The 24,660-nt window shown below is 64.9% G+C and carries 24 protein-coding genes; 9 read left to right on the top strand and 15 right to left on the bottom strand.

Annotated elements, in window-relative coordinates:
• Positions 1-71 precede the first annotated feature (71 nt).
• From D4754_RS21835 to xylF, 9 genes are all read right to left on the bottom strand, one after another.
• Positions 72-1,208 carry a Gfo/Idh/MocA family protein gene (locus D4754_RS21835; RefSeq protein ID WP_205589690.1) on the bottom strand — a complete coding sequence of 379 codons (1,137 nt, stop codon included), beginning with the start codon at positions 1,206-1,208 and terminating at the stop codon, positions 72-74.
• Positions 1,208-2,263 (bottom strand): sugar phosphate isomerase/epimerase family protein, encoded by a 1,056-nt coding sequence (locus tag D4754_RS21830; protein WP_121068090.1) that lies wholly within the window; start codon positions 2,261-2,263, stop codon positions 1,208-1,210. The genes D4754_RS21835 and D4754_RS21830 overlap by 1 nt, the downstream gene beginning before the upstream one ends.
• Before the next feature lie 95 nt (positions 2,264-2,358).
• The gene (locus D4754_RS21825; RefSeq protein ID WP_163026020.1) at positions 2,359-3,396 is read right to left on the bottom strand and encodes a LacI family DNA-binding transcriptional regulator; all 1,038 of its coding nucleotides are present in this window, start codon (positions 3,394-3,396) and stop codon (positions 2,359-2,361) included.
• Between the two features lie 279 nt (positions 3,397-3,675).
• Complete coding sequence (edd, locus tag D4754_RS21820; protein ID WP_121068085.1) at positions 3,676-5,478, bottom strand: phosphogluconate dehydratase; 1,803 nt, start codon at positions 5,476-5,478, stop codon at positions 3,676-3,678.
• A gap of 13 nt (positions 5,479-5,491) precedes the next feature.
• Positions 5,492-6,940, bottom strand: a complete 1,449-nt coding sequence (gene zwf, locus D4754_RS21815) for a glucose-6-phosphate dehydrogenase (protein WP_121068084.1) — start codon at positions 6,938-6,940, stop codon at positions 5,492-5,494.
• A gap of 184 nt (positions 6,941-7,124) precedes the next feature.
• Entirely contained in the window at positions 7,125-8,426 is a 1,302-nt protein-coding gene (xylA, locus tag D4754_RS21810; protein WP_121068082.1) for a xylose isomerase, read from the bottom strand.
• Positions 8,427-8,491: 65 nt separating this feature from the next.
• The gene (locus D4754_RS21805; protein ID WP_121068080.1) at positions 8,492-9,241 is read right to left on the bottom strand and encodes an ATP-binding cassette domain-containing protein; all 750 of its coding nucleotides are present in this window, start codon (positions 9,239-9,241) and stop codon (positions 8,492-8,494) included.
• On the bottom strand, positions 9,241-10,539 hold the full coding sequence (locus D4754_RS21800) for a sugar ABC transporter permease (RefSeq protein ID WP_121068078.1): 1,299 nt from the start codon (positions 10,537-10,539) through the stop codon (positions 9,241-9,243). The genes D4754_RS21805 and D4754_RS21800 overlap by 1 nt, the downstream gene beginning before the upstream one ends.
• A 67-nt stretch (positions 10,540-10,606) precedes the next feature.
• Positions 10,607-11,635 carry a D-xylose ABC transporter substrate-binding protein gene (gene xylF, locus D4754_RS21795; RefSeq protein WP_121068076.1) on the bottom strand — a complete coding sequence of 343 codons (1,029 nt, stop codon included), beginning with the start codon at positions 11,633-11,635 and terminating at the stop codon, positions 10,607-10,609.
• 193 nt (positions 11,636-11,828) lie between these two features.
• On the opposite strand from xylF, the gene D4754_RS21790 reads away from it, so the two are divergent.
• The gene (locus D4754_RS21790; protein ID WP_121068074.1) at positions 11,829-13,046 is read left to right on the top strand and encodes an ROK family transcriptional regulator; all 1,218 of its coding nucleotides are present in this window, start codon (positions 11,829-11,831) and stop codon (positions 13,044-13,046) included.
• Here the strand turns inward: D4754_RS21790 and xylB are convergent.
• From xylB to D4754_RS21765, 5 genes are all read right to left on the bottom strand, one after another.
• The gene (gene xylB / locus D4754_RS21785; RefSeq protein WP_121068072.1) at positions 13,033-14,493 is read right to left on the bottom strand and encodes a xylulokinase; all 1,461 of its coding nucleotides are present in this window, start codon (positions 14,491-14,493) and stop codon (positions 13,033-13,035) included. The two genes, D4754_RS21790 and xylB, sit on opposite strands and share 14 nt — an antisense overlap.
• Before the next feature lie 205 nt (positions 14,494-14,698).
• A complete protein-coding gene (gene scpB, locus D4754_RS21780) occupies positions 14,699-15,301 on the bottom strand; it encodes an SMC-Scp complex subunit ScpB (protein ID WP_121068070.1) in 603 nt (200 codons plus the stop codon).
• A gap of 1 nt (position 15,302) precedes the next feature.
• Entirely contained in the window at positions 15,303-16,169 is an 867-nt protein-coding gene (locus tag D4754_RS21775; RefSeq protein ID WP_121068068.1) for a DUF1403 family protein, read from the bottom strand.
• Positions 16,170-16,354: 185 nt separating this feature from the next.
• A complete protein-coding gene (locus D4754_RS21770; protein ID WP_121068066.1) occupies positions 16,355-16,723 on the bottom strand; it encodes a type II toxin-antitoxin system VapC family toxin in 369 nt (122 codons plus the stop codon).
• Positions 16,724-17,023 carry a type II toxin-antitoxin system Phd/YefM family antitoxin gene (locus D4754_RS21765; protein WP_205589689.1) on the bottom strand — a complete coding sequence of 100 codons (300 nt, stop codon included), beginning with the start codon at positions 17,021-17,023 and terminating at the stop codon, positions 16,724-16,726.
• On the opposite strand from D4754_RS21765, the gene D4754_RS21760 reads away from it, so the two are divergent.
• The 5 genes from D4754_RS21760 to D4754_RS21740 all read left to right on the top strand — a co-directional run bounded on the left by D4754_RS21760 (position 17,022) and on the right by D4754_RS21740 (position 22,293).
• Positions 17,022-18,029, top strand: a complete 1,008-nt coding sequence (locus D4754_RS21760; RefSeq protein ID WP_121068064.1) for a tyrosine-type recombinase/integrase — start codon at positions 17,022-17,024, stop codon at positions 18,027-18,029. The genes D4754_RS21765 and D4754_RS21760 overlap by 2 nt on opposite strands.
• A 153-nt stretch (positions 18,030-18,182) precedes the next feature.
• On the top strand, positions 18,183-19,364 hold the full coding sequence (repA, locus tag D4754_RS21755; protein ID WP_121068062.1) for a plasmid partitioning protein RepA: 1,182 nt from the start codon (positions 18,183-18,185) through the stop codon (positions 19,362-19,364).
• A gap of 2 nt (positions 19,365-19,366) precedes the next feature.
• Positions 19,367-20,290, top strand: coding sequence for a plasmid partitioning protein RepB (repB, locus tag D4754_RS21750; RefSeq protein WP_121068060.1), 924 nt, complete (start codon positions 19,367-19,369; stop codon positions 20,288-20,290).
• Between the two features lie 210 nt (positions 20,291-20,500).
• Positions 20,501-21,691, top strand: a complete 1,191-nt coding sequence (gene repC / locus D4754_RS21745; protein WP_121068058.1) for a plasmid replication protein RepC — start codon at positions 20,501-20,503, stop codon at positions 21,689-21,691.
• Positions 21,692-21,819: 128 nt separating this feature from the next.
• Positions 21,820-22,293, top strand: coding sequence for an MgtC/SapB family protein (locus tag D4754_RS21740; RefSeq protein ID WP_121068056.1), 474 nt, complete (start codon positions 21,820-21,822; stop codon positions 22,291-22,293).
• Here the strand turns inward: D4754_RS21740 and D4754_RS21735 are convergent, their stop codons facing one another.
• Entirely contained in the window at positions 22,294-23,322 is a 1,029-nt protein-coding gene (locus tag D4754_RS21735) for a sodium:calcium antiporter (RefSeq protein ID WP_121068054.1), read from the bottom strand.
• Positions 23,323-23,558: 236 nt separating this feature from the next.
• Here D4754_RS21735 and D4754_RS21730 point away from each other — a divergent pair, with 236 nt between their 5' ends.
• From D4754_RS21730 to D4754_RS21720, 3 genes are all read left to right on the top strand, one after another.
• The gene (locus D4754_RS21730; protein WP_121068052.1) at positions 23,559-23,810 is read left to right on the top strand and encodes a hypothetical protein; all 252 of its coding nucleotides are present in this window, start codon (positions 23,559-23,561) and stop codon (positions 23,808-23,810) included.
• Between the two features lie 105 nt (positions 23,811-23,915).
• A complete protein-coding gene (locus D4754_RS21725; protein WP_121068050.1) occupies positions 23,916-24,134 on the top strand; it encodes a hypothetical protein in 219 nt (72 codons plus the stop codon).
• Positions 24,134-24,622, top strand: coding sequence for a baeRF12 domain-containing protein (locus D4754_RS21720; RefSeq protein WP_121068048.1), 489 nt, complete (start codon positions 24,134-24,136; stop codon positions 24,620-24,622). Before D4754_RS21725 ends, D4754_RS21720 begins: the two co-directional genes overlap by 1 nt.
• The last annotated feature ends 38 nt before the right edge of the window (positions 24,623-24,660 follow it).

Genomic DNA, 24,660 nt, shown 5'->3' with positions numbered 1-24,660 from the left:
TGCCCCCGCGAAACAGCACCACGCAGCAAACACCCGGGGCCAGCGCGAAAGGCCGAACCAAGGAGCCGTTGTCAGAGCGTCACCCAGGCCGCATCCTGTGCCGATGATGTCACGCTGGCATTGATGAAAGCCATCCCGGCCATGCCTTCCGCGATGCCCGGCAACAAGCCCATCGCCTTCTCCCGCGACGTCCCGCCCTGCACGGCCCGGATCGCATCCGCGGCTTCGGTGTAGATGTTGGCAAAGCCCTCAAGATAGCCTTCGGGATGCCCGGACGGGGTGCGCGTGATGGCACCAAGTGCATCGGCCGACCCCGCCCCGGCGCGGGTGATCAGGCGCTTCGGTTCGCCAAGGGGCGTGAACCACAGGTAGTTGGGATCTTCCTGGGCCCATTCCAGCCCGCCCTTGTCGCCGTAGACCCGCAGTTTCAGGGCATTCTCGTTTCCCGGCACCACCTGGCTGCACCAAAGCATGCCCCGCGCGCCGCCGGCAAAGCGCAGCATCATGTGCGCGTTGTCGTCCAGCGTCCGGCCCGCGCCAAAGCTTTGCAGATCGGCGGCCAGACTTTCGGCCTTCAGGCCCGAGACGAAATTCGCAAGGATATAGGCGTGCGTCCCGATATCGCCCACCGCGCCCCCGGCACCCGAGCGTTCGGGATCGGTGCGCCATTCGGCCTGCTTCACGCCCTGGGTTTCGACCGGCGGCGTCAGCCAGTCCTGCGCGTATTCCACCTGCACAATGCGGACATGGCCCAGATCGCCAGCCTCGACCATCGCCCGGGCCTGCCGGATCATGGGGTAACCCGTGTAGTTGTGCGTCAGGATGAACAGCGCGTCACTGTCCGCCACGACCTTTTCCATCGCCGCGGCATCTTCCATCGTGGCGGTCAGGGGCTTGTCGCAGATGACGTGAATGCCCTTTTCAAGAAACGGCTTTGATGCCGGGTAATGGACGTGGTTCGGTGTCACGATGGCGACCGCCTCGATCCCGTCCTCGCGCGCGGCCTCGGCCTCGGCCATTTCCTCGAAACAACCGTAGGAGCGCGCGAGCCCAAGCGCCTTTGCGCTGGCCGCGGCCTTTTCTGGCGTCGAAGACAATGCCCCGGCCACCAGTTCGAACCGGTCGTCCATCCGGGCGGCGATGCGGTGCACGGCGCCGATGAAGGCGTCGTTCCCGCCGCCGACCATGCCCAAGCGAATAGGTGCCATCAGTTGATCCCCAGCATCTTGCGGTTTGCGGCCTCGTCGGTTCCGCCATCGGCGAAATCGTCAAAGGCCCTTTCGGTCACGCGAATGATATGATCCGCCACGAACTGTGCGCCCTCGCGCGCGCCGTCTTCGGGGTGCTTCAGACAGCATTCCCATTCGACCACGGCCCAGCCGTCGAAATCGTTAGCCGCCATCTTGGAAAACACCGCGCCAAAATCGACCTGCCCATCACCCGGCGACCGGAAACGCCCGGCCCGGTCGACCCAGGACTGGTACCCGGAATAGACCCCCTGCCGTCCCGTCGGATTGAATTCGGCATCCTTGACATGGAACATCCTGATACGATCCTTGTAGATGTCGATATTGTCAAGATAATCAAGGCATTGCAGCACGTAGTGGCTGGGATCGTACAGCATGCAGGCACGGGCGTGGTTGCCGGTGCGCTCAAGGAACATCTCGTAGGTGATACCGTCGTGCAGATCCTCGCCCGGATGGATTTCATAGCAGACGTCGACGCCGCACTCCTCGGCATGGTTCAGGATCGGGGTCCAGCGTTTCGCCAGCTCGTCGAACGCGGTTTCCACCAGTCCTGCGGGGCGCTGCGGCCACGGGTACAGGTAGGGCCAGGCCAGCGCGCCCGAGAACGTCGCATGTGCACCTATCCCCATGTTTTTCGACGCAGACAGAGCTTTCATCACCTGATCGACGGCCCATTCCTGCCGCGCTTTCGGGTTACCGTGCACCTCGGGCGCGGCGAAACCGTCGAATGCGGCATCATAGGCGGGGTGAACGGCGACAAGCTGGCCCTGAAGGTGGGTCGAAAGCTCCGTCACTTCCACGCCGTTTTCCGCCGCCTTGCCCTTGAATTCGTCGCAGTAATCCTTGCTTTCCGCGGCGCGGTCCAGGTCGAACAGGCGGCCGTCCCAGCTGGGCACCTGAACGCCCTTGTAGCCGCAATCGGCGGCCCATTTGGTGATCGCATCCCACGAATTGAACGGGGCGTCGTCACCGGCAAACTGCGCCAGAAACAGCGCGGGTCCCTTGATTGTCTTCATGATGGTCCTCCCTTGGCGCCGGCTTTACGCAGCGGCTGGCGGTGGTCTTGTGATATCCGTCCGGTCTGCGCCGGATCGGGTTCGGGCCTTTCGCTTCAAACGGTTTCGTCCGGAAGATTGTCCCGGACAAAGATGGCGGGGATCAGCTCGGGCATGGGCGGTGGCGGAAGATCGTCGACGATGGCCCGCAGCAGCGTCAGCGCCCGGTTGATCTCGATTTCGGGGCGCTGATCTATCGCCGCGTCCAGCGTGCCGTCTTCCAGCGCCCGGCGGGTCGGCGGGATCAGATCGTGAACGATACTGCAGAACCGGCGCGGACGATCCATGATCCGCAGCGCATCTATCAGCCCTTCGTTGCCCGCGCCCACGTTGTAGACGGCGCTGACACCTTCGGTGGTAGACCAGGCCTCCATCATCATCCGGTGCATGAGAGCGGACTGGTCGCGCATCTCGATCACGCTGGCGATTTCGATTTCCGGGAAGTCCTCTTCCAGCACGGTACGGAAGCCCTGCAATCGGTCGGCATGGTCCGGCGCATCCAATGATCCGACGGCCACGAGAGCGCGCCCCGGCCCGCCCGCATGGGCCATGCCCATCAACCGCGCGGCCGAACGTCCGGCTTTCAGATTGTTGATCCCGACATAATGTTCGCGGCAGCTGTCGGGCAGGTCAGACACCAGCGAAACGATCCGCGTGCCGCGATCCCGCAGAGCATTCAGCGGCGCCACCAACCGATCATTGCCAAGACCAACGATGGCTATCCCGTCATAATCGGCACCCGCCACCACCTCGATCGCCTGCTCCAGCGCCTCGACGGCGAAGGCATCGACGATGACGATATTGATGGACACTTGCGAATGTTTCAGATGCGACGCGGCCTTTTCCAGATGTGCATGCATCCGCTCGAAGAAAGGATTGCTGCCGCCGGGCATGAGGAACGCCAGCCGGTAGGTCCGGCTTCGCGACAGGTTAGCGGCCGCAACATTGCGGACATAGCCCAGCTGCTCCACCGCCGTCAGCACCTTGCGCACCGACTTGTCGGCCACGTTGCCACGGTGGTTCACCACGCGATCAGCGGTCGCGTAGCTGACACCGGCCAGCCGCGCGACGTCATTGAGCGTCGGGCTTCGCATGTTCCTCCCCACGCTCCGGATTCTCCTGATCCGGAACATGGTAACGATAACAATCGGAATGATTGTCCTCAAGCATTTTGAAACAATGTGAGGTTAGCGGTGGGATTCCGGGAATTACATTTTATTACAAGAAGTTGCTGCCGGGTATAGGCGAGGCCTCCTACATGGAGGCGATATTCCTAGACTGACTTGATCGACGTAAATCAAATTGCCTTGCCACGACCGCCGCGAACAATGTCCGGGACAGCCTATGACCGAGCAGGCATTGGACTCCCGGCCTCAGAAAACGGCGGCCCCTGTCTCGGCACTGCCCACGTTCGCGCGGAAAGCGGCGAAGAGTTCGCGGCCCACGCCGTGCTGGTTCCCCGTCAGGTCGGCCGTGGCCGGTTCGCGATCCAGCACGCCGGACGTCAGGATATCCAGCACGCCCTGTACGGCATCGACGCGGACGATATCCCCGTCCTGCAACTGCGCAATCGGCCCGCCGTTGAGCGCTTCGGGAGAGACATGGATCGCCGCCGGCACCTTGCCCGACGCGCCCGACATGCGTCCGTCCGTGACCAATGCGACGCGCTGTCCCCTGCCCTGCATGATCGACAAGATGGGCGTGAGGCTGTGAAGTTCCGGCATGCCGTTGGCCTTCGGTCCCTGGAACCGGACGACGACGACGACATCCTCGGTCAGCGTCCCGGCCTTGAAGGCGGCCTTGACCTCTTCCTGATCGGCGAAGACGCGGGCGGGGGCTTCGATCACGTGATGTTCCGATGCCACGGCCGAGACCTTCATCACCGCGGTGCCCAGCGAACCGGTCATCCGCTTCAGCCCGCCAGTGGATTGGAACGGCTCGGACGCGGGGCGCAGGATCTTGGTGTTCAGGCTCGCCTCCGGCCCCGGCTCCCAGCTCAGCACACCGTCCTTCAGCTTGGGATCCTGCGTGTAATGCTCCAGACCCTCGCCCGCGACGGTGCGGGTGTCGGGGTGCAGCAGGCCCGTCTTCAGCAATTCGCCGATCATGTAGCCCAGCCCACCGGCCGCGTGGAAATGGTTCACGTCGGCCAGCCCGTTGGGATAGACCCGCGCCAGCAGCGGGGTCACGTCGGACAGGTCGGAAAAGTCCTGCCAGTCCAGCACGATGCCGCCGGCCCGCGCCATGGCGATCAGGTGGATCAACAGGTTCGTCGACCCGCCCGTGGCGTTCAGCCCGACGATCCCGTTCACGAAGGCGCGTTCATCAAGGATATCGCAGACCGGCGTGTAGTCGTTGCCAAGCGCCGAAAGCGCCAGCGCCCGCTGCGCGCCTTCGCGGGTCAGGGCATCGCGAAGCTCGGTATTTGGCGAAACAAAGCTGGACCCGGGCAAGTGAAGGCCCATGAACTCCATCAGCATCTGGTTGGTGTTGGCGGTGCCGTAGAACGTGCAGGTGCCCGGCCCGTGATAGGCCGCCATTTCCGCCGCCATCAGCGCATCGCGCCCGACCTCTCCGGAGGCGAATTTCTGGCGCACCTTGGCCTTGTCGTCATTGGCAAGCCCGCTTTCCATCGGCCCCGCAGGCACGAAGACGGCGGGCAGATGGCCGAAGGCCTGCGCCGCGATCACCAGCCCCGGCACGATCTTGTCGCAGACGCCAAGGAAGACCGCCGCGTCGAACGTGTTGTGGCTGAGCGCCACGGACGCCGCGAGGGCGATCGTGTCGCGGGAGAAGAGCGAGAGCTCCATCCCCGCCTCTCCTTGGGTGACGCCATCGCACATCGCGGGCACGCCACCGGCTACCTGCGCGGTGCCGCCGACATCGCGAGCGGCGCGGCGGATCAGGTCGGGGTAGCGTTCGAACGGCTGATGGGCCGACAGCATGTCGTTGTAGGCCGTGACGATGCCAAGGTTTCCGGCCGTGCCTTCGGCCAGCCTGTCTTTGTCGCCCCCCGTCGCGGCATAGGCGTGCGCCTGGCCCGAGCATGACAGGTGCCCTCGTGCGGGCCCTTTCGACCTGGCTGCGGCCATGCGGTCCAGATGCGGGCCGCGGGTGTCGCGGCTGCGGTCGATGATACGGTCGGTCACGCGCCTGACGGTGTCGTTCAGGGTCATGTCATCCTGCCTTTCAGCTTATCTCGCGCCAGCGCCGACCGTCCCGGTGCAGCAGCATCAGCGCGTCTTCGGGCCCGGACGAGCCCTGATCGTACATGTCGGGCCGGGTGCCTGCATCTTCCCACGCGGCGATGATCGGGTCTACCCACGCCCAGGCGGCCTCGGCTTCGTCCCCGCGCATGAACAGGGTCTGGTCGCCCCGTATCACGTCCATGATCAGCCGTTCATAGGCATCCTGCGGGACAGCGTCTTCGTCCAGTGCGTCGGCAAACGTCATGTCCATCGTGACCTCGACCAGACGGAAGCCGCCCGGCCCCGGTTCCTTGATCGTGTTGCGCAGCTTGATGCCTTCGTCGGGCTGCAGGCGAATGACCATCGCGTTGCCCTTCAGGCCCTTCATCTCGGGGAAGATCATGTGCGGCGGATCGCGGAAGACTACCGCGATCTCCGAACTGCGCGCCCGCAGCTTTTTCCCCGTGCGCAGGTAGAACGGCGTGCCGGCCCATCGCCAGTTGCCGATGTTCACCTTCATCGCAACATAGCTTTCCGTGCGGCTGTTGGGCACGCCCGCGTGATCGGCATAGCTGTCGTCGCCATGAAGCGCGCGGTACTGCCCGCGCACGATGTCGGACTGGGCCACGGGCTCCAGCGCCTCGATCACCTTCACCTTCTCGTCCCGGACGGCGTTGGGGTTGAAGCGCGAGGGCGGCTCCATCGCCGTCAGGCACAGAAGCTGCATCAGATGGTTCTGCACCATGTCCCGCATCGCGCCGGAGCGGTCGTAATATTCGCTGCGCCCTTCGGCGCCCACGGTTTCGGCCACGGTGATCTGCACGTGATCGATATGGGTCGCGTTCCACAAGGGCTCCCACAGCGCGTTGGCAAACCGGAGCGCCATGAGGTTCTGGACCGTTTCCTTGCCCAGGTAATGGTCGATCCGGTAGATCTGCCGTTCGGTGAAATTCTTGCGCAGGTCGGCGTTCAGCGCGCGCGCCGATGCCAGATCGTGCCCGAACGGCTTTTCCACGACGATCCGGCTCTCCGGTGTCGCGATGCCGTGCTGCGTCAGGTTCGTGGCAATCGCGCCGAAAAGAGACGGCGAGACCGAAAGATAGAACGCGCGCACGGCATCGGTGCGCAGAATGTCCTTCAGCGGCGCCCAGCCCTCGTCCCCCGTCGCATCGACCTTCACGTAGTCGAGCTGGCCAAGGAAGGCCTCCAGCTTTTCGGTGTCTTCAGCCGTGGGGCCGGCGAATTCCAGCAGGCAGGCGCGCGCCATGTTGACGAAGGCCGCCCTGTCCATCTCGGACCGGGCCGAGCCTATGACCCGCGCATCGGGCGGCATCTGTTCGACCGCGAAACGGTGAAACAGCCCCGGCAGGATCTTGCGCCGGGCGAGGTCACCCGTCGCCCCGAACAGCACAAGGTCGAACGGGTCGACGGGAATGACGCGCGATACCATGAAGTCAGTCTCCAGTCCGGGCGGATCGGAGAGGGAACAGCCGAGCCGCGGCTTCCGTTCCGTCGATAACAACCATCTGGGCCATGGCGCGAGTCCCTTTCTGCGCTTTCCGCTTCGTTAGCGCTAACATCGTGAGACAAGAAAGTCCACGCCCACCAAGTAGGCGTGGTTGCCTGAAGGCCCGTCAGACGTAGCGGTTGACGATGTTTTCCAGACGCTCCTGCCGGCCGGATTTCGGCTCGGGCCGGATGTCTTCATCGATCACCCGTTGGGCGATGCTGTCCAGATCGCTGGTCAGCATGGCCTGCGCGGTGTCGCTTTCCCAACCGGCATAGCGGTCGGACAGTGCGGCATCGAGCTCTCCGCCCTCCAGCATCGCGGCTGCGGCTTTCAGGCCGCGGGCGCAGACATCCATCGCGCCGACATGTGCGGCGATCAGGTCTTCGGCGTCCAGCGACTGGCGGCGCAGCTTGGCGTCGAAGTTCGTCCCGCCCGAGGTAAAGCCGCCCGCCTTCAGGATGTAGTAATAGGCCAGCGCCACTTCGGGCACGTTGTTGGGGAACTGGTCCGTGTCCCAGCCCGACTGGTAGTCGTTCCGGTTCATGTCGATCGAACCCAGCATCCCTTCGGACGTGGCCAGCGCCAGTTCGTGTTCGAAGCTGTGCCCGGCCAGGATCGCGTGACCCTGTTCGATGTTCAGCTTCACCTCGTTTTCCAGCCCGTACTTGCGCAGGAAGCCGATGCAGGTCGCGACGTCGAAATCGTATTGATGCTTCGACGGCTCCTGTGGTTTGGGTTCGACAAGGATCTGACCCTTGAAGCCGATCTTGTGCTTGTAGTCGACGACCATCGACAGGAAACGCGCAAGATGGTCCTGCTCCTGCCCCAGATCGGTGTTCAGAAGCGTTTCATACCCTTCGCGCCCGCCCCACAACACGTAGTTCTGGCCGCCCAGTTTCAGCGTCGCGTCCATGCAGGATTTCACCGTCGCCGCGGCAAAGGCGAAGACATCCGGATCGGGGTTGGTGGCCGCGCCCGACATGTAGCGCCGGTCGGTGAACATGTTCGCCGTACCCCACAGCAAGCCGATCCCGGTCTCTTCCATCTTGGGCGCGATGTAATCGGTAATCTCGTCCAGCGTGGACGCATTGTCGGCAAAGCTGCCCTGTTCGGGGCGCAGGTCGACATCGTGCCAGCAGAAATACGGCACGCCAAGGATGCGGAACATCTCGAACGCGTTGTCGGCCTTTAGCTTCGCGTTCTCCATGCTGTCCTGCGGGTACCACGGACGGTCGAAGGTACGCCCGCCGAACGGATCGCCGCCTTCCCACGCGAAGGAATGCCAGTAGGCGACGGCAAAGCGCAGATGGTCCTTCAGCGATTTGCCCATGACCATTTCGTCGGGGTTGTAGTGGTGGAACGCCAGCGGATCGGTGCTATCGGGGCCCTGGTAGGTGGCGGGCGAAATCGCGTTGAAAATGGACATGGGAATCTCCGTCATCGGAAAGGCCGCGCCAGAGACGCGCGCCGCAACAGGGTGGACAGGGGCCGTCAGGCCGCTGCGGCGGGGTTCTTGCCAAGAATGATCATCGACAGCAGATCGTCATCGGTGACCTCGTCGATATTGACGGTGCCGACCAGTTCGCCGTTCTTCATGACCGAGGCACGGTCGCACAGCTCCATCACGGCGTGAACGTCGTGGTCGATCAGGAAGATGCCGATGCCTTCGGCCTTCAGCTTCTGGATCAGGTCCGACACCATCTGTGTTTCGTGCGGGCCAAGTGCTGCGGTCGGTTCGTCCATAATTAGGATCTTGGCGTTGAAATAGACCGCCCGCGCGATTGCCACCGATTGCCGCTGCCCGCCCGACAGGGCCGACACAGGCTCGGCGAACTTGCGGAAGTTGGGGTTCAGCCGGCCCATGATCTTGCGGCACTCGGCCTCCATCGCGGCGTCGTCGATCAGGCCCATGGGCGTGATCAGCTCGCGCCCAAGGAACAGGTTCGATGCGGCGTCGAGGTTATCGGCCAGCGCCAGCGTCTGGTAGATGGTTTCGATGTTCAGGTCGCGGGCCTCGCGGGGATTGTGGATCTCCACCTTCTCGCCGTTCACCCGGATCTCGCCCGCGTCGGCCTTGTAGGCGCCCGACAGGATCTTGATCAGCGTCGATTTCCCGGCGCCGTTATGGCCCAGAAGGCCCACGACCTCGCCCGGGTACAGATCCACCGACACATGGTCGACAGCTTTGATCCCGCCGAACGAGATCGAGATGTCCTTCATTTCTACAAGCGGCGTTGCCATCACTTCACCCCCACGCGTTTGCGGTAGACGATGTCCAGAAGCACGGCGAGCACGAGGACCGAGCCGACAACGATGTTCTGGAACGGCGCATCCACGCCCACCATCGCCATGCCCGATTGCAGCGCCTGCATGATCAGCGCGCCAAGGATCGCGCCGTAGATGGTGCCGGAGCCCCCAGCCAGCGCTGTCCCGCCTATCACGGCGGCGGCGATGACGCGCAATTCATCGAGCGTGCCGATATCGTTCGAATGGTTCGCCAGCCGGGCCGATGCCACAACCGCCGACAGCGCACACAGGAAACCCATCAGCGCGAAGACCTTCACCGTCAGCCAGCGGGTGTTGATGCCGGACAATTCAGCCGCGTCAGGGTTGCCGCCAGTTGCAAAGATGTACCGGCCGAACCGAGTCTTGCGGGCGACGACCGTCAGCACCAGCGCCACGGCCAGCAGAAGCAGGACGGAAATCGGCACGCCGTAGCCCACGATCAGGCCCTCGGGCATGATCTCTCCGCGGGCCTCGAACATGCGTTCAAGGCGGCGTTCGGGAATGGTGTAGGCATTCAGCGTGGCGATGAAGCCCAGGATCGCACCGACCGAGATCGTGGCCATCACCGCCTCGGCCCAGACGGGCTTGGTCGGGAAGCCGTAGTTCACCTTGGCCCGGCGCGCGTTCACAAGCGCCCAGACCGCCGCCGCGGCGGCCACCGCGCCCAGGACCCACGACCATGTCGTGCCCAGGGTACCGTTGATTCCCCCCAGCTTCAGGAAATTCGCGTCGAGCGGGCCGATCGTCTGCCCGTCGGTCAGGTACCACGCCACGTTCCGCCAGACGAGGAACCCTCCCAGCGTGACGATGAAGGCCGGGATGGTCAGATAGCCCACCAGCCAGCCCTGAAAGGCGCCGATGGCCGTCCCCGCGACAAGGCCCAGCACGATGGCGATCACCCAGATCATCGGGTTGCCAAGGCCCAGCCCCAGCGTCTGCGGCAGCCACTGGGTTTGCAGCATCGCCATGATGGCGGAACACGTCGCCAGCAGCGCGCCGACGCTCAGGTCGATATGGCGGGTGACGATGATGAACACCATTCCGCACGCCATGATTGCGACCGAAACGGTCTGGATCGACAGGTTGAAGATGTTGCGCGGCGTCAGGAAGCGCCCGTCCGTCATCAGGTTGAACCCGATGCACAAAAGGACCAACGCGCCGATCATGCCCAGCAGACGCAGATCGAGTTCTAGTTCCTGGAACTTGCTTTTTGTCACGACGGTCGCTGCTGTTGGGGAAGTTGTGTCGGCCATGGCCAAACCTCTCGGTTAGAGGTCAGGGCCGGGCCCCCGCCATCGCGGCAGGAGGCCCGGGTCTTGATCAGTTGCAGGGAGCGGGGCCGTCGGTCACGCCCTGGCACAGGGATTCCTGCGTGATCCAGCCGGCATCGACGACGGCCGTCAGGTTGTCTGCCGTGATCGGCACCGGGGCCAGGAACTTCGCCGTCAGATCCTTGCCCGAGGGCGAGGTCCACGTTTCGGCATCCTCGACTTCGGCCATCTTCTGACCTTCGGCCAGTGCCACGGCGATTTCGGCTGCGGCCTTGCCCAGATCGCGCGCGTCCTTCCAGACGGAAACGGTCTGCGTGCCCTTGGCCACGCGGTTCAGCGCGGCGTGGTCGCCGTCCTGACCCGACACCGGTATGCCCTGCATGCCCTGCGCCGTCAGTGCCGCGACGACACCGCCGGCGGTCCCGTCGTTCGAGGCCACGACCGCGTCGACCTTGTTGTCCTGCGCCGTCAGCATCTGCTCCATGTTGCGCTGCGCGTTGGCGGGCAGCCAGCCGTCGGTATAGGCCTCGCCCACGATGGTCACGTCACCCGCGTCGATGGCCGCCTGCAGCACTTCCTGCTGACCGCCGCGCAGGAAATCCGCGTTCGGATCGGTGGGCGAACCCTTGATCATCACGTAATTGCCGGTGGGCGCCTGCTTGAACACGGCCTCGGCCTGAAGGCGGCCGACCTCGACATTGTCGAAGGTCAGGTAGAAGGCGCGGGGATCGTCGATCAGACGGTCGTAGCCCACGACCGGGATGCCTTCGTCCGTCGCCGCCTGCACGGCGGGGCCGATGGCCTGGCTGTCCTGCGCAAGGATGATCAGCGAGTCGGCGCCCTGTGCGATCAGGCTTTCGATGTCCGACAGCTGCTTGGACGACGACGACTGCGCGTCGGCCGACAGGTATTCCGCGCCGGCGGCCTTCAGCGCCTCGACGATCGCGGCCTCGTCGGTTTTCCAGCGTTCTTCCTGGAAATTCGACCAGCTGACGCCGACCGTGATGTCCTGGGCCAGCGCGGCCGAGCCCAGAACGGCCAGAACGGCGGCCACTGAAGTGATCTTGAAACGGGTCATGTTTTCCTCCCTATGAAACACGATCTTCTGCGTGGTGCTTTGTGACTCACACGATTGCGCAGACCGTATCACCATTTTTTTAGCAGTCAAAATAAATATGCTTGGCATCCCCGATCCGCGCCGCATAAGCTTGGATGACGTTGCACCGCCCGGGGTCAGGGGCGTATGACAGCAGCTCTATCGAAGGAAGCAGATGAAGCGTCCGGTGCAATTTTCCCAGGTTCGCGACCAGAAGCAGAACGGTCGCCTGCAGGTGTTCGAGGCCATCCGGCAGGCGGGCCGCATTGCGCGCATCGACATCGCCAAGCAGATCGGCGCCAGCCCGGCCACCGTCACGGCCATCGCGGCCGAGCTACTGGGCAAGGGCCTGATCGAGGAAGTCGTTCCCGAAGACCATCCCGTCGAAACCCGCCGTGGCCGGCCCCGCGTCGCCCTGAAGGTCCGGGGCGAGGCGCACCTGATCGCCGGCGCGAAAGTCGCGCGGCGGACCATTTCAACCACCATCGTCGATTTCGAAGGCAACGAGGTTGCCAGCCACGTGGCCCCTTTGGACCAGCCGTCGATGGACGCCCGCACGCTGGCCGAAACGATTCGCGATGCGCTGGCGCAGGCCTGCGGGAAGGCGGGGCTTTCCGTCAGCGACATCTCGGGCGTGGGGATCGGGCTGGCCGGTCTTGTCGATGCGCAGAAACGCTTCGTGCACTGGTCGCCGTCGCTCAACCGGCGCAGCGTGGCGATGGGCGCAATCCTTGACGAATGCTTCGGCTGCCCGGTCTTTCTCGACAACGACGCCAACCTGGTGGCGAAAGCCGAACAACTGTTCGGCGTCGGCCGCGGCATTCCCAATTTCATCGTGATCACGCTGGAACATGGCGTGGGCATGGGCATCGTCATCAAGAACGAACTTTACCGCGGCGCGCGCGGCTGCGGGGCCGAGATCGGCCACACCAAGGTGCAGTTGGACGGCGCGCTCTGCCAATGCGGCCAGCGCGGATGCCTTGAGGCTTACGTCGGCGATTACGCACTTCTGCGCGAGGCCAACATCATGTCCCATGACGGCCCCAAATCCAGCCTCGACGCGCTATGGCAGGCGGCCCAGAACGGGGATGCCGTCGCCCGGGCGATTTTCGAGCGCGCCCGCCGGATGCTGGCCCTTGGCATGGCCAACGTCATCAACCTTTTCGACCCTGAGATGATCATCCTCGCCGGCCGCCGCGCCGCCTTCGACCAGCTGGAGGCCGACAAGGTCATCGCCCAGACGGTCAACTACGCCATCCAGATCGAAGGCCCCCGCCCGCAGGTGCTTGAGCATCAGTGGGGCGATGTGATGTGGGCGAAAGGCGCCGCGGCCTACGCCATCGAAGGCATTCTGGAAATGAAGATCCGCGACCTGCCCGTCACCGCCGACTGACGTCGCTCGACAGCGCCGGATAAAGCGCCCGGTACCGTTCATAGCTTTCGTCGTACTGCGCAGTGAGGCCGGGCCTGGGCTCAACCGTGCGCGCGACCGCCGGGCGGGTCATGATCGCGGCCAGATCGCCGCCCGTATCGGCCGCCATCCCCAGCCGCGCCGCGCCAAGCGCTGCACCGAATTCGCCCTTGTCCGGCATGTCCAGCGGCAAGTTCAGCACATTGGCCAGCATGTCCACCCAGAAGGCAGATTGCATACCGCCGCCGATGGCCAGAACCCGCGACAGATCGGTACCCGTGCTCTTCAGCGCCTCCAGCGAGTCTCTCAGCGCGAAGGCCACCCCTTCCATCACCGCCTGCGCCAGATCCGCAGGCTCCGACGCGATGTCCAGCCCGATGAACGCGCCGCGGATGGCGCTGTCGTTGTGTGGTGTCCGTTCGCCCGACAGGTACGGCAGGAACAGGGTCGAAGACGGTCCCGCAGCCGTGTTTCCCACCATGGCCGAAAGCTCGGCCGGCGACCGGCCAAGATTGCGCGACAGCCAGTTCAGACAGTCGGTCGCGGCCAGTATAACGCCCATCTGGTACCACGTGTCCGGCACCGCGTGGCAGAACGTGTGAACGGCGGTTTCGGGTGCCGGCGCATAGCTGTCCTTCGCGGCCAGCAGCACGCCTGAGGTTCCCAGCGAAACGAACCCGTCGCCTTCCCGGAAGCACCCGACCCCGCAGGCCGCAACGGCGTTGTCGCCACCACCGCCTGCCACGGTGACCGTGCCCTCGATCCCCCAGTCGGCACACAGCTGCGCCCGCAGCTGCCCCGACGGCGCGGAGCCTTCGACAAGCCCCGGCATCTGATCGCGCCGCATGCCCCCGGCCTCCAGCAGCCTGTCCGACCAGTCCCGCGCGCCGACATCCAGCCACGAGGTGCCGGCACAATCCGACATGTCGCCGATCAGCTCTCCGGTCAGCCAGTACCGCAGGTAGTCCTTGGGCAGCAGGACCTTGGCGACCTTGTCGAAGATTTCAGGCTCTTGCGTGCGGACCCAGGCCAGTTTCGGCGCGGTGAAGCCGGGAAAGACGATGTTGCCCGACAGCTCCCGCACGCCCGGCGCGGCGTCCAGCGCGGCGGCCTCCACATGGGCGCGGGTGTCGTTCCACAGGATGCAGGGCCGCAGCACCGCCCCCGCGGCGTCCAGAAGCGTCGCGCCATGCATGTGACCGCTCAGGCCGATGCCGCGCAACGCCGCAAGCTCGGCCGGGTGAGCGGCCTTGAGGGCTGCCATCGCTTTATCGCACGCGGCGATCCAGTGGGCCGGGTCCTGTTCCGACCACCCGGGACGGGGATGGGACACGTCGAACGCGGCTTCCGCCGACCCGATGACCGCGCCGTCACCATCCACGAGAAGGGCCCGCAGCCCGGACGTGCCAAGATCAAACCCCAGATACACGTGATGCTCCCCCGTGGCGGCTGACGCCAAGTTATTTCATCTTCTGAAATAATTTTATCCCGGAATGGATGTCAACGTCCATCGGCGCGTCCGCGGCGAGGACCGGTGCCCGGTGGCGGGCCGCCGGATCCCGCAGGGGTCCGGCGGGGCGGGCGGGCGGGCCCGCCCCGGGCACGGTCCGGCGCTGGACCGCGTCCCGCAGCGGTCACGGCTCCACAGGCGGCGCAAGGCCTGCGTCTTCCAGTTGCTCCCGGTCCGGCAGGTCGCGCAGGGTCTCCATCCCGAACACAGCCAGGAACTGGTCCGTGGTGACGAACGTGTAAGGCGCGCCCCGCCGGGGGCTGCGCGGGCCGGTGGCGATCAGCCCCTGCCCGTTCAGCCGTCCGATCAGGTCGCGGTTGATGTCCTTGCCGAAGATGTCCTTCAGCCCGTCGCGCGTGATCGGCTGGTGATAGGCGATCGCCGCCAGCACGGCGATGTCGAACTCCGACAGATCGAGGGTCTGCGCCCCCACATCCGCCGCCGCGCGCACGGTCGGACCATAGGCCGGCCGGGTCCGCAGCATCCAGCCGTTGCCGATGTGAACCACTTCGAACGCGCGGTCTTCCAGTTCGGCGGCAAGATCGTCCACCAGCAGATCGACCGAAACACCGCCTCCCACGACACGCGCCAGCGCCTCGCGCGGGACGGGCGACGAACTGGCAAACAGGACCGCTTCCACCCGGCGCATCCACGTGCGCCAGCGCAGGTCCGCCGGCAGGTCCGCCAGCTCGCGGTCGAGGTCGGTATCGGTGCTGTCCTTCGCCATGTCAGAGCCCGAACAGCCTGAACGTATCGCGCCCCGTCAGCTCGTGCGCGACGCCCAGCGTCACAAGACGGTCGCAGAACCGGCGGGCCGAGCGGTCCGACATAAGGGCCGAAAGCGCCCCGGGCGCCACGGCATCGCGGGACAGGAACAGCGCCACCGCCTCGTCCGATGTCTTCGTCCGCAGCTTGGGCGCCACGGCGCGCAGCCGCTCGGCTCGACGCGCCAGATCCGCGGCCGCCCGGATACAGTCCCGCGCCGATACGCGGGCGGCGCGATAACAGGCCAGCCGCAACTCGTCGTCCCGCTTGCGCAGGTCCCGCGGTTTCAGCGCCAGGCCAAGTAGCGGCATCGCATGCCGCCAGCCCAGCCCTCGCGCCAGCGTCGCATCGGCCAGGATCAGCGCCACCGTTTCCGCGCGCGGATCGTCCTCCAGAACGGCCTCAAGCACCATCGCCGCGCAGGCAACGGGCGTCCCCTGCCCCGCATCCAGACAGACGGCCAGGCGCTCCCGCGGTGTGCCGGGCAGGGCCCGGGCCAGTGCCTTGACTGAAACCGGGCGTTCCACGGCGCGGCGCCAGTTCATGAAGATCTCCCCCCCCGGGCCGGGTTGATCCCCCGGCCGCAGCAGATGCACCGCATCGCGCAGGTCGGCCGCGGATTCCCGGCGGCCCGAAAACCCGGCGCAGACTTCCGCCGCGCGCAGGGCCATGCGGTCCCGCAGTAACGCGTGCGGCACATCCGCGTCGTCCAGCGCGGCGTTCAGGCGCTCCAGCATCGTCGCGGCGTGAAAGGCCGCGTCTTCCAGAGACGGCCCGGACGCCGTCGCGTCGGGCGGATCGAGATAGAGGCTGGTGTCGGCGTGTGTCATGTAGCCAGACTAGCGCGCAGCGGCGCTTGAAGCCATTCAAAAGAGCGCCAACCGCCTCTCCCATGCACGCTTTTCACTGTCCAATAACATTGCCTTATCGGACTGTATGTGATTCCATGAAATTCATGGCCTGCATCGCAAGAAAACACCGGAAATCGTGGTACGGGGGAGCGGATCCCTCGGCGTCAAGCGACGAGTTCGACGTCATAGGGCGCGAATTTCCTGTCCGAGCTCGCCAGGTGCAGCCCTTCGCAGCGCGCCTGCGCAATCAGCATCCGGTCGAACGGGTCCGCGTGGTGGGCGGGCAGCGCCGCCGCCGCTTCGGCATGAGTCCACGAGATCGGCAGGGGCCGGCAGCCCGCGTCGACGGCGACGTCGAACAGTTCCGCCGGCACGTCGAGCTTGCCGATGGCGCGCTTGATCCCGATCTCCCACACGCTGGCGGCCGACAGGTACAATTCGCCCTCGGAAATGGCGCGGGCCTGCGCTCCCGTGAGGCGCGGGTCGTTCAGTACGGCCCACAGCAGGACATGGGTGTCGAGCAGGACGCGCACCTAGTCCTCCGCGCTCTGCCCGAACATGCGGGCGATTTCGTCATCGCCGTCCGCCATGTCCTTGGGCAGGGCAAAGGCCCCTTCCATCGCGCCGATCAGCGACCGGCCCACCGGTCGCTCCGCCGCCACGATCCGCGCGACGGGGCGACCATAGCGCGTCAGCTCGATCGCCTCGCCCGCTTCGGCGCGGCGGATCAGTTCGGCAAACTGGGCCTTGGCTTCGGCAATCGCGATCTGCATGAACAACCCCAACAAGATGACCAACATATAGGTCACAACAGAGCAGGACACAAGATCCATGATCGACCTCCCCGATAACGTCCCCGGCTCCGGCACGCTGGACCGGCTTGTGGACACGGCGCGCGACTATGCAAGGCAGGCGGCGTCGGACAACACGCTGAAGGCCTATGGCAGGGACTGGGCCCATTTCACCCGCTGGTGCCGGATGCGCGGGGCAGAACCGTTGCCGCCCGTGCCCGAGATGATAGGGCTGTACCTCGCCGACCTTGCGGCGCCTGACAGCGGGGCCCCTGCCCTGACCGTCAGCACCATAGAACGGCGGCTGTCGGGGCTGGGCTGGAACTACACGCAACGGGGCCACACGCTCGACCGGAAGGACAGGCACATTTCCAGCGTTCTGGCCGGGATCCGCCGCAAGCACGCACGCCCACCGACCCAGAAGGAGGCGATCCTGGCCAACGATATCCTCGCCATGGTCGCCACCTTGCCCTTCGACCTGCGTGGCATGCGCGACCGGGCGATGCTGCTTCTGGGCTATGCCGGCGGCCTGCGCCGGTCGGAAATCGTGGCGCTGGACTTTCGGCGGGACGACACGCCCGATGGGCGCGGCTGGATCGAGATCATGGACGATGGCGCGCTGCTGACCCTGAACGCCAAGACCGGCTGGCGCGAGGTCGAGATCGGGCGCGGGTCATCGGACCAGAGCTGCCCGGTGCATGCGCTGGAGCAATGGCTGGATTTCTCGAAGATCGACTTCGGGCCTGTCTTCGTGCGCACCTCGCGCGATGGCAAGCGCGCGCTGGAGTCCCGGCTGAACGACAAACACGTCGCGCGCCTGATCAAGCGGACCGTTCTGGATGCCGGCATTCGGGCGGATCTGCCGGAAAAGGAACGGCTGGGGCTGTTTTCGGGCCATTCGTTGCGCGCAGGTCTGGCCAGCAGTGCCGAGGTCGATGAACGCTATGTGCAGAAGCAACTGGGCCATGCCTCGGCCGAAATGACCCGCCGATACCAGCGCCGGCGGGACAGGTTCCGGGTGAACCTGACCAAGGCAGCGGGGCTCTAGAGCCTTCCGAACCACCGTAGCTAGCGCATGCCGTCAGGCCGGCACACAAGCCCTGCCTGTGGAAAACGCTTGCACGAATCTCGCTCAGCCTGCAATAGTCTCGAAAATTAGCGCATGACTTGATAAAAAACGCGCCCACGGATCAGGCAGAAGATGAGCGACGCAGAGCAGGACCTCGACACGGCCATCGGGTACTACGCCGAACTTCTGGCGGCGAACCTGCATGCCCAGAGGGAAGCACATTTCCCCCCGGACGCCAAGAAATCCATGCGCGGGCTGACCAGTGGCGAGGCCGCGGAACTGCTGGGCGTGGATCACACTTACCTGCGCAAGCTGCACCGCGAGGGCAAGATACCCGAGGTCGAGATGACCGCCGGCAATCACCGCCGGTACAAGCTGACCGATATCTGGGAGATCCGGCAGGCGCTGGAGGCCAATACCAAGAAACCCGGCACCTACGTCCCCGGGCGGCGCGCGGGCGATGCGCTTCAGGTCATATCGGTCGTCAACTTCAAGGGCGGATCGGGCAAGACCACGACATCCGCGCACCTTGCCCAGCGGCTTGCCCTGAAAGGCTATCGCGTGCTGGCGGTGGACCTGGATCCGCAGGCCTCCATGTCGGCGCTCCACGGCATCCAGCCCGAAATCGACCTGATGGAAGGCGGCACGCTTTATGATGCAGTGCGCTATGACGACCAGGTGTCGATCCGCGATGTGATCCGGAAGACCTACATCACCGGGCTCGACCTGATCCCTGGCAACCTTGAACTGATGGAGTTCGAACACGAAACCCCCGCCGCGATCCAGAGCGGCGGCGCGCGGGCTTTCTTTGCCCGGGTGCGCGATGCTCTGGCGGTGGTAGAGGATGATTACGACGTCGTCGTGATCGATTGCCCGCCGCAACTGGGGTTCCTGACCATGTCGGCGCTCTCGGCCTCGACCGGGGTGCTGGTGACGGTCCATCCGCAGATGCTCGACCTGATGTCGATGAGCCAGTTCCTGAGGATGACCTCCGACCTTCTGGGCGTGATCCGCGATGCGGGCGCGAACCTGCGCTATGAATGGCTGAAATTCCTGCCGACCCGGTACAAGGTCGGCGATGCGCCGCAGACAGAGATGATCGCCTTCATCCGCGGGCTGTTCGGGCGGTCGGTGCTGACCAATCACATGGTCGAATCCACCGCCATTGCCGATGCTGGCCTGACGAAACAGACGCTGTACGAGGTCGACCGACGGGATTTCACCCGCACCACGCTCGACCGCGCGCTGGAATCCATGAACGCCGTGAATGACGAGATCGCGGGCCTGATCCAGACAACTTGGGGACGGGGATAGCCATGGCACGGAAGGCAAAACTAAACCCCGCGCTGAGCACGCTTTATAATGCGCCCGATGTTCGGGAAAACCGGCGCCTGCGTGGCGGGATTTCCGACGTCTCGCCGGACCTGATCGACGTTGCGGGCCGCATGGAAGACCGGCTTCAGATCGACGTGACCGATCTGACAGCCTCGATCCGGCAGAACGGGCAGCGAGTTCCGATCCTGCTGCGCCCGGCAGATGGTGACCGGTTCACATTGGTCTACGGGCGGCGGCGGCTGGAAGCCTGCCGGCAACTGGGCATCAACGTCCGCGCCATCGTCACCGAACTGGAAGACGACCAGGCGCTGAAGGATCAGCTTCTGGAAAACCAGGCGCGACGGGATCTGAGCTTCATCGAACGCGCCCTGGTCGCGGCCGCCTTGGTCGAGGAGGATCACCTTCCCGAAGGCCAGCGCAGCAACAAGGCGGTGGCCGAGGTGCTGAACCTGACCGAAGCCGGTGTCTCCCAGATGCTGGGCGTCGTCCGCGGCGTTGGCGATGACCTGATCCATGCGATCGGGGCCGCCCCCGGCATCGGCCGCCCCCGGTGGGAGGAGCTGAAGCGCGCCCTGCCCACCCAGGGCAGACGCGGGCCCATCATCCGCGCGGCCCTGCACGCCAGGGACCGCAGCGATGGCCCGCCCGATGCGGCGTCGGAATCCGCGTTCCTGGCGGCGCTGGCCGTTGCACTGGAAAGCGACCCTACCACGCCTTCGGCCCCGAAACCCGCGGGAACCCAGATCGCGGGCGTCGGTTCGGCCAGCGTGAAGACCAGCGGCCGGGGGAAACGGCTTCGGCTGGATCTCGAGGCACAAGACAAGGATTTCGTCAGCTGGCTGGACAGCAATGCCCCGGCCCTGATCGCAGAGCTTCACGAGCGCTGGAAGCGTTCGGAAGATTGAGGAAGAGCAGAAACCAGTAAGGAGGCACGGCACAGGCAGAAAAAAGGCCCCGAGAAGCACGCTTCACGAGACCTTTTCAAGGTTTCGTCACGGGACGAGCTCGCAACAAAACTCAGTTTTCGCACCTCTGACAATAGCGAGCCGCCCCCTACCCCGCAAGCGCAAAGCGATTCGCGGGCCGGTCGATTTTTGTCTTCGTGATGTAAGAACATGGAGTACGTCCCGTTTTCGTCGTTTCGGCGACCGATTTCGCGCGCGCAATTGCAGGCGATCCCCGACACGCAGGACCCCCTGCGCCCGGTCAACAAGTGGGCCCTGTTCCGGGAGCTGTCGAAGGCCCAGGCGGCCTTCGGCCTGTCCGAACGGGAACTGACGGTCCTGCAGGGGCTTCTCAGCTTTCATCCCGAAGACGAACTGGGCGCCGCCGCGCGCATGATCGTGTTCCCGTCCAACCGGGCGCTGTGCGAACGGCTGAACGGCATGGCCTGTTCGACGATGCGGCGGCACCTGTCGCGCCTGATCGCATCGGGCCTGATCATCCGCCGCGACAGCCCCAACGGCAAGCGTTACAGCCGCAGGGACGGCGATGACCGGGTGGCCTACGGGTTCGACCTGTCCCCCCTGCCCCGCCGGCAGGAGGAGATCTTCCGCGCGGCCGATGATGCACGCGCGTCCGAAACCCGCCTCCGCCGCTTGCGCGAGATGGTCAGCCTGATGCGCCGGGATCTGGCTGCCGTGGCAGAGTACGGTCACGACATGCAGCCCGGTCGCGCCATCTGGGACCGGTTCGCCGACCTTGCCGCCCTGACGGGCCGGGCGCTGCGCCGGAAGCTCGATACGGATGCTCTGGACGCGCTGCGCGGTGAACTCGATACCGCACTGACCGAAGCCCGCGACCTTGTCGATACCGCCCACGCAGCCGATCCGAGCACCACTGCGTGTCAGGATGAGCAGCACCATCATAATTCAAACAAAGACTCTCTTGATCTTGAACCCTGCAACGAGACACGGCGTATTTCAGACGACGCACACGTCTTTCAGATGACAGGACGGGATGATCCACCGGAGAGGGACAAGGCGCCCCGCCTGCCCCTTCAGATGATCACAGCCTGCTGTCCCACCGCGCTGGATTTCCACGAAGGCCCTATCCGGCACTGGCATCAGTTGTTCAATACAGCGTCAAGGATCAGCCCCGCCATGGGCATCACGCCATCGGCCTGGGAAGACGCCCAACGCGCGATGGGCCCGGAACAGGCCGCAATCGTCGTGGTGGCCATGCTGGAACGGTTCAGCGAGATCAAGTCGCCCGGCGGGTACCTGCGGGCTCTCAGCCGAAAGGCTGCGAACGGCGGGTTCTCGTGCGGGCCCATGGTCATGGCCCTGCGCAATCGAGCGGCTTAACAGCTGTTAAGCGGGGGGCCGGATGCAGCCTTAACAGCTGTTAATTGCCGTGGTGAACGCGTGCAAGGAACCTAAGGCGGGCCGCGAACATTGATTTGGTTAGCCAGAACAACCCGGGGAGAACGAGAATGCTGGAGCAAATACGGTCGGAATTCATGTCGGTCGGCTACTGGCCGGTCGAAGTCCTTCTGATCCGGGTCGGCGGCGCCCTCCTCTTGTGCGGCCTGATCGGATTGGAACGGGAAACCAAGAACCACCCCGCCGGGTTGCGCACGCATATGCTCGTCGGCCTCGCCTCGACCGTCTACTGCCTGCTGATGCTGGAACTTGTCCAACGCACCGGGGAACTTCCCGACAGCGTCCGCATGGATCCCATCCGCGTGATCGAAGCCGTAACCGGCGGCGTGGCCTTTCTGGCCGCCGGCCTGATCGTCTTCGCGAAGGGAGAGATCAAGGGCCTGACAACGGGCGCAAGCCTATGGCTGGCCGCCTCCGTCGGCCTGTGCTGCGGTCTGGGGTTGTGGGCGCTGGCCTTGATCGCGACCGTGCCGGCACTGGCCATCAACCGTCTGCTGAAGATCGTCGAGGACAAGACCCTGTAGTCAGGCGAGCGCCTGGATGGCCACGGACGCGCCGTAGATCAGCAGGATCGTCAGGCTTTCAAACCCGATCTGCCCAGGGCCTTGTCGCTGACGGAAGATGAGGCCCAGCATCAGGACTGCCGTCATCGCCAGTCCAACGGCGAGCCAGAAGTAATCCTCGGACCCAGCAGCATGGAAGAGCGACCCGGGCCGGTAGGCGATGTCGGAGATCGTCAAGAACAGGACGTCGAAGGTGTTGCCCCCGATGATACCGCCCACGGCAAGCTGCAGCGATCCCTGCCGGACAGCGGCGAGCGTGGTCACCAGTTCCGGCATGGAGGTGATGACCGCCGTCATCAACGCCCCGACAAGCGCCGTCCGCAGGTCGTATCGGTCGGCCAGCGTGCCGGCGGTTTCGGCGATGACCCAGCCGGACACGCCCATCAGCACCAGCAACAGCGCGAAGACACCGAACAGCTTCAAGGTGGATCGCGGGTCGGGGTCCTCGGGGTCGGGCTCGTCCAGATCCGTCTCGGCGGTATCGACGGGCTCCCACATCGGCTCCTCGCGCACGCGGTGCGATGAATACATGCCCACGACGTAGATCGCGAACAGCAGGACCGAGACGGGGTGAATTGCGAACAGGGTTGCTTCCGGCGATGTCCAGGCAAGGAAGGGCAGGGTAAGCATCAGCATCAGCAGCCCCGCCTGAAACACATTGGCAAGCTCGGCCGCCGCATGTTCAAGGTTCGCACGCCGATAGAGCAGATCGGCAATGGCCAGAAATGCCGTCTGCGCCGCGATCCCGCCCACGGCGTTCGAAAACGCGAGCGACGCCCGGCCGTCCAGCGCCGCGGTGACGGACACGACAGTGCCCGAAAGCGATGTGGCCGCGCCCAGAAGCAGGCCGCCGATCAGCGCCTCGCCCAGGCCCGTCCGGTCGGCGATGCGGTCGGCCAATGCCGTCATGCGCGTACCTGCCAGCAGGATGACACCGCCGCTGAAGCTCAAAAGGAGAAGAAGAAGCGGGAGGGACAGATCCGATATCATGATGAAGGTCGTTCCGCGCAGTTTCGGAAGGGCAGGGGGGGCATCTGTCCAGGGGTCATGGGCTGTTCCGTTTGGGTGGGCATAGCCTTGTGAACGCACGCCGCACGGGAACGTTCCGCGGGTTCAGGGCAGGGCGGTCCGCGGCGGTGAATCGCCATCTGTGGCCGCAATCCGGAACGTTCGGCCGTTCAAAGCGTTGTCCCTTCGACACGATTAGGCAGAGAAAGGAACATGTCATGGACCGCCTTGGACCCTTCGTCCTTCTCGCCGGCGTCATCGGCATTCCCGGCGCGCTGGTCATCATCGTACTGGCGCTTGGCTATTACAGCCCGTGGGCCATCGTCGGTGCGGCCGCGGTTGGTGCAGTGCTGAGCATCCCGGCCTCACACCTGGTGGCACGCTACATCAAGCGTAACGATCCCGAATGGGACGCCCGCCGCGAGAAGCCGAAGAAACCCGCGCCGGAAGAGCGTCCGGAGGTTATCTGACGCCACCCTGCCACATCGCCGCCACTGGCTTCCGCTGCTGCCCATGACGGGGCGGCGGCAAGGCGCCGTGTCGCCCGCACCCTCGAACCATAGGAGCACACTCCGATGACAACGAAGAAGACATATGCCCGCAAGGCCGCCGAAGGCGGAACCGACAACGAAAAGGGCTATCTGGGCGCTGATGGTACGGTCTCGCACCAGGGCCGCGAGGGCGGCCGCCTGCCACGCGACGTCGGCACGCGGGACGAACTTAAACGCTCCGAGGAACGCCCCGGCGGCGCGACACGCGTCCGCAAGAGCGACGAGGAGGAAGGAGAGAAGTAATGGACCATCCGATCAAAGCTGGAACATGGATTCTGGTGACCGACAGCGAAAAGGCGATGTTCCTGCGCAACGACGGTGACGAAATGGATTTCAATTTCGAGGTCGTCCGCAAGAAAACGCAGGACAACCCGCCCACCCACGAGCAAGGCACCGAGAAACCGGGTCGGTTCAATGACGGCCCGCAGGTGCAGCGGTCGTCGGTCGACGAAGCCGACTGGCACGAGCTGGAAAAGGAACGGTTCGCCGCGGACCTGTCGAATCTTCTGTACACCTATGCGCAATCGCACAAGTTCGACAGTATCGTCATCGTTGCGGCGCCCGGCGTGCTGGGGAACCTGCGGAGCGAGATCCATTCCGAGGTCAGCTCGAAAGTCGTGGCCGAGGTCGACAAGAACCTGACCAACATGCCCATCGACGAGATCGAGAAACACCTGGCCCGCCAACTGGGCACCGCCCGCGACGAACAATGGGTCGAAGGCGCCCGATAGACGGGCAGGTGGCCGCGGCCCTGGAAACTGCGCATCGA

Origin of the sequence: Chachezhania antarctica, assembly GCF_003646465.1 — a bacterium.
GTDB classification, from domain to species: domain Bacteria; phylum Pseudomonadota; class Alphaproteobacteria; order Rhodobacterales; family Rhodobacteraceae; genus Chachezhania; species Chachezhania antarctica.
The sequence above is the reverse complement of the archived record's forward strand: the minus strand, read 5'-3'. Positions and strand labels throughout refer to the sequence as shown.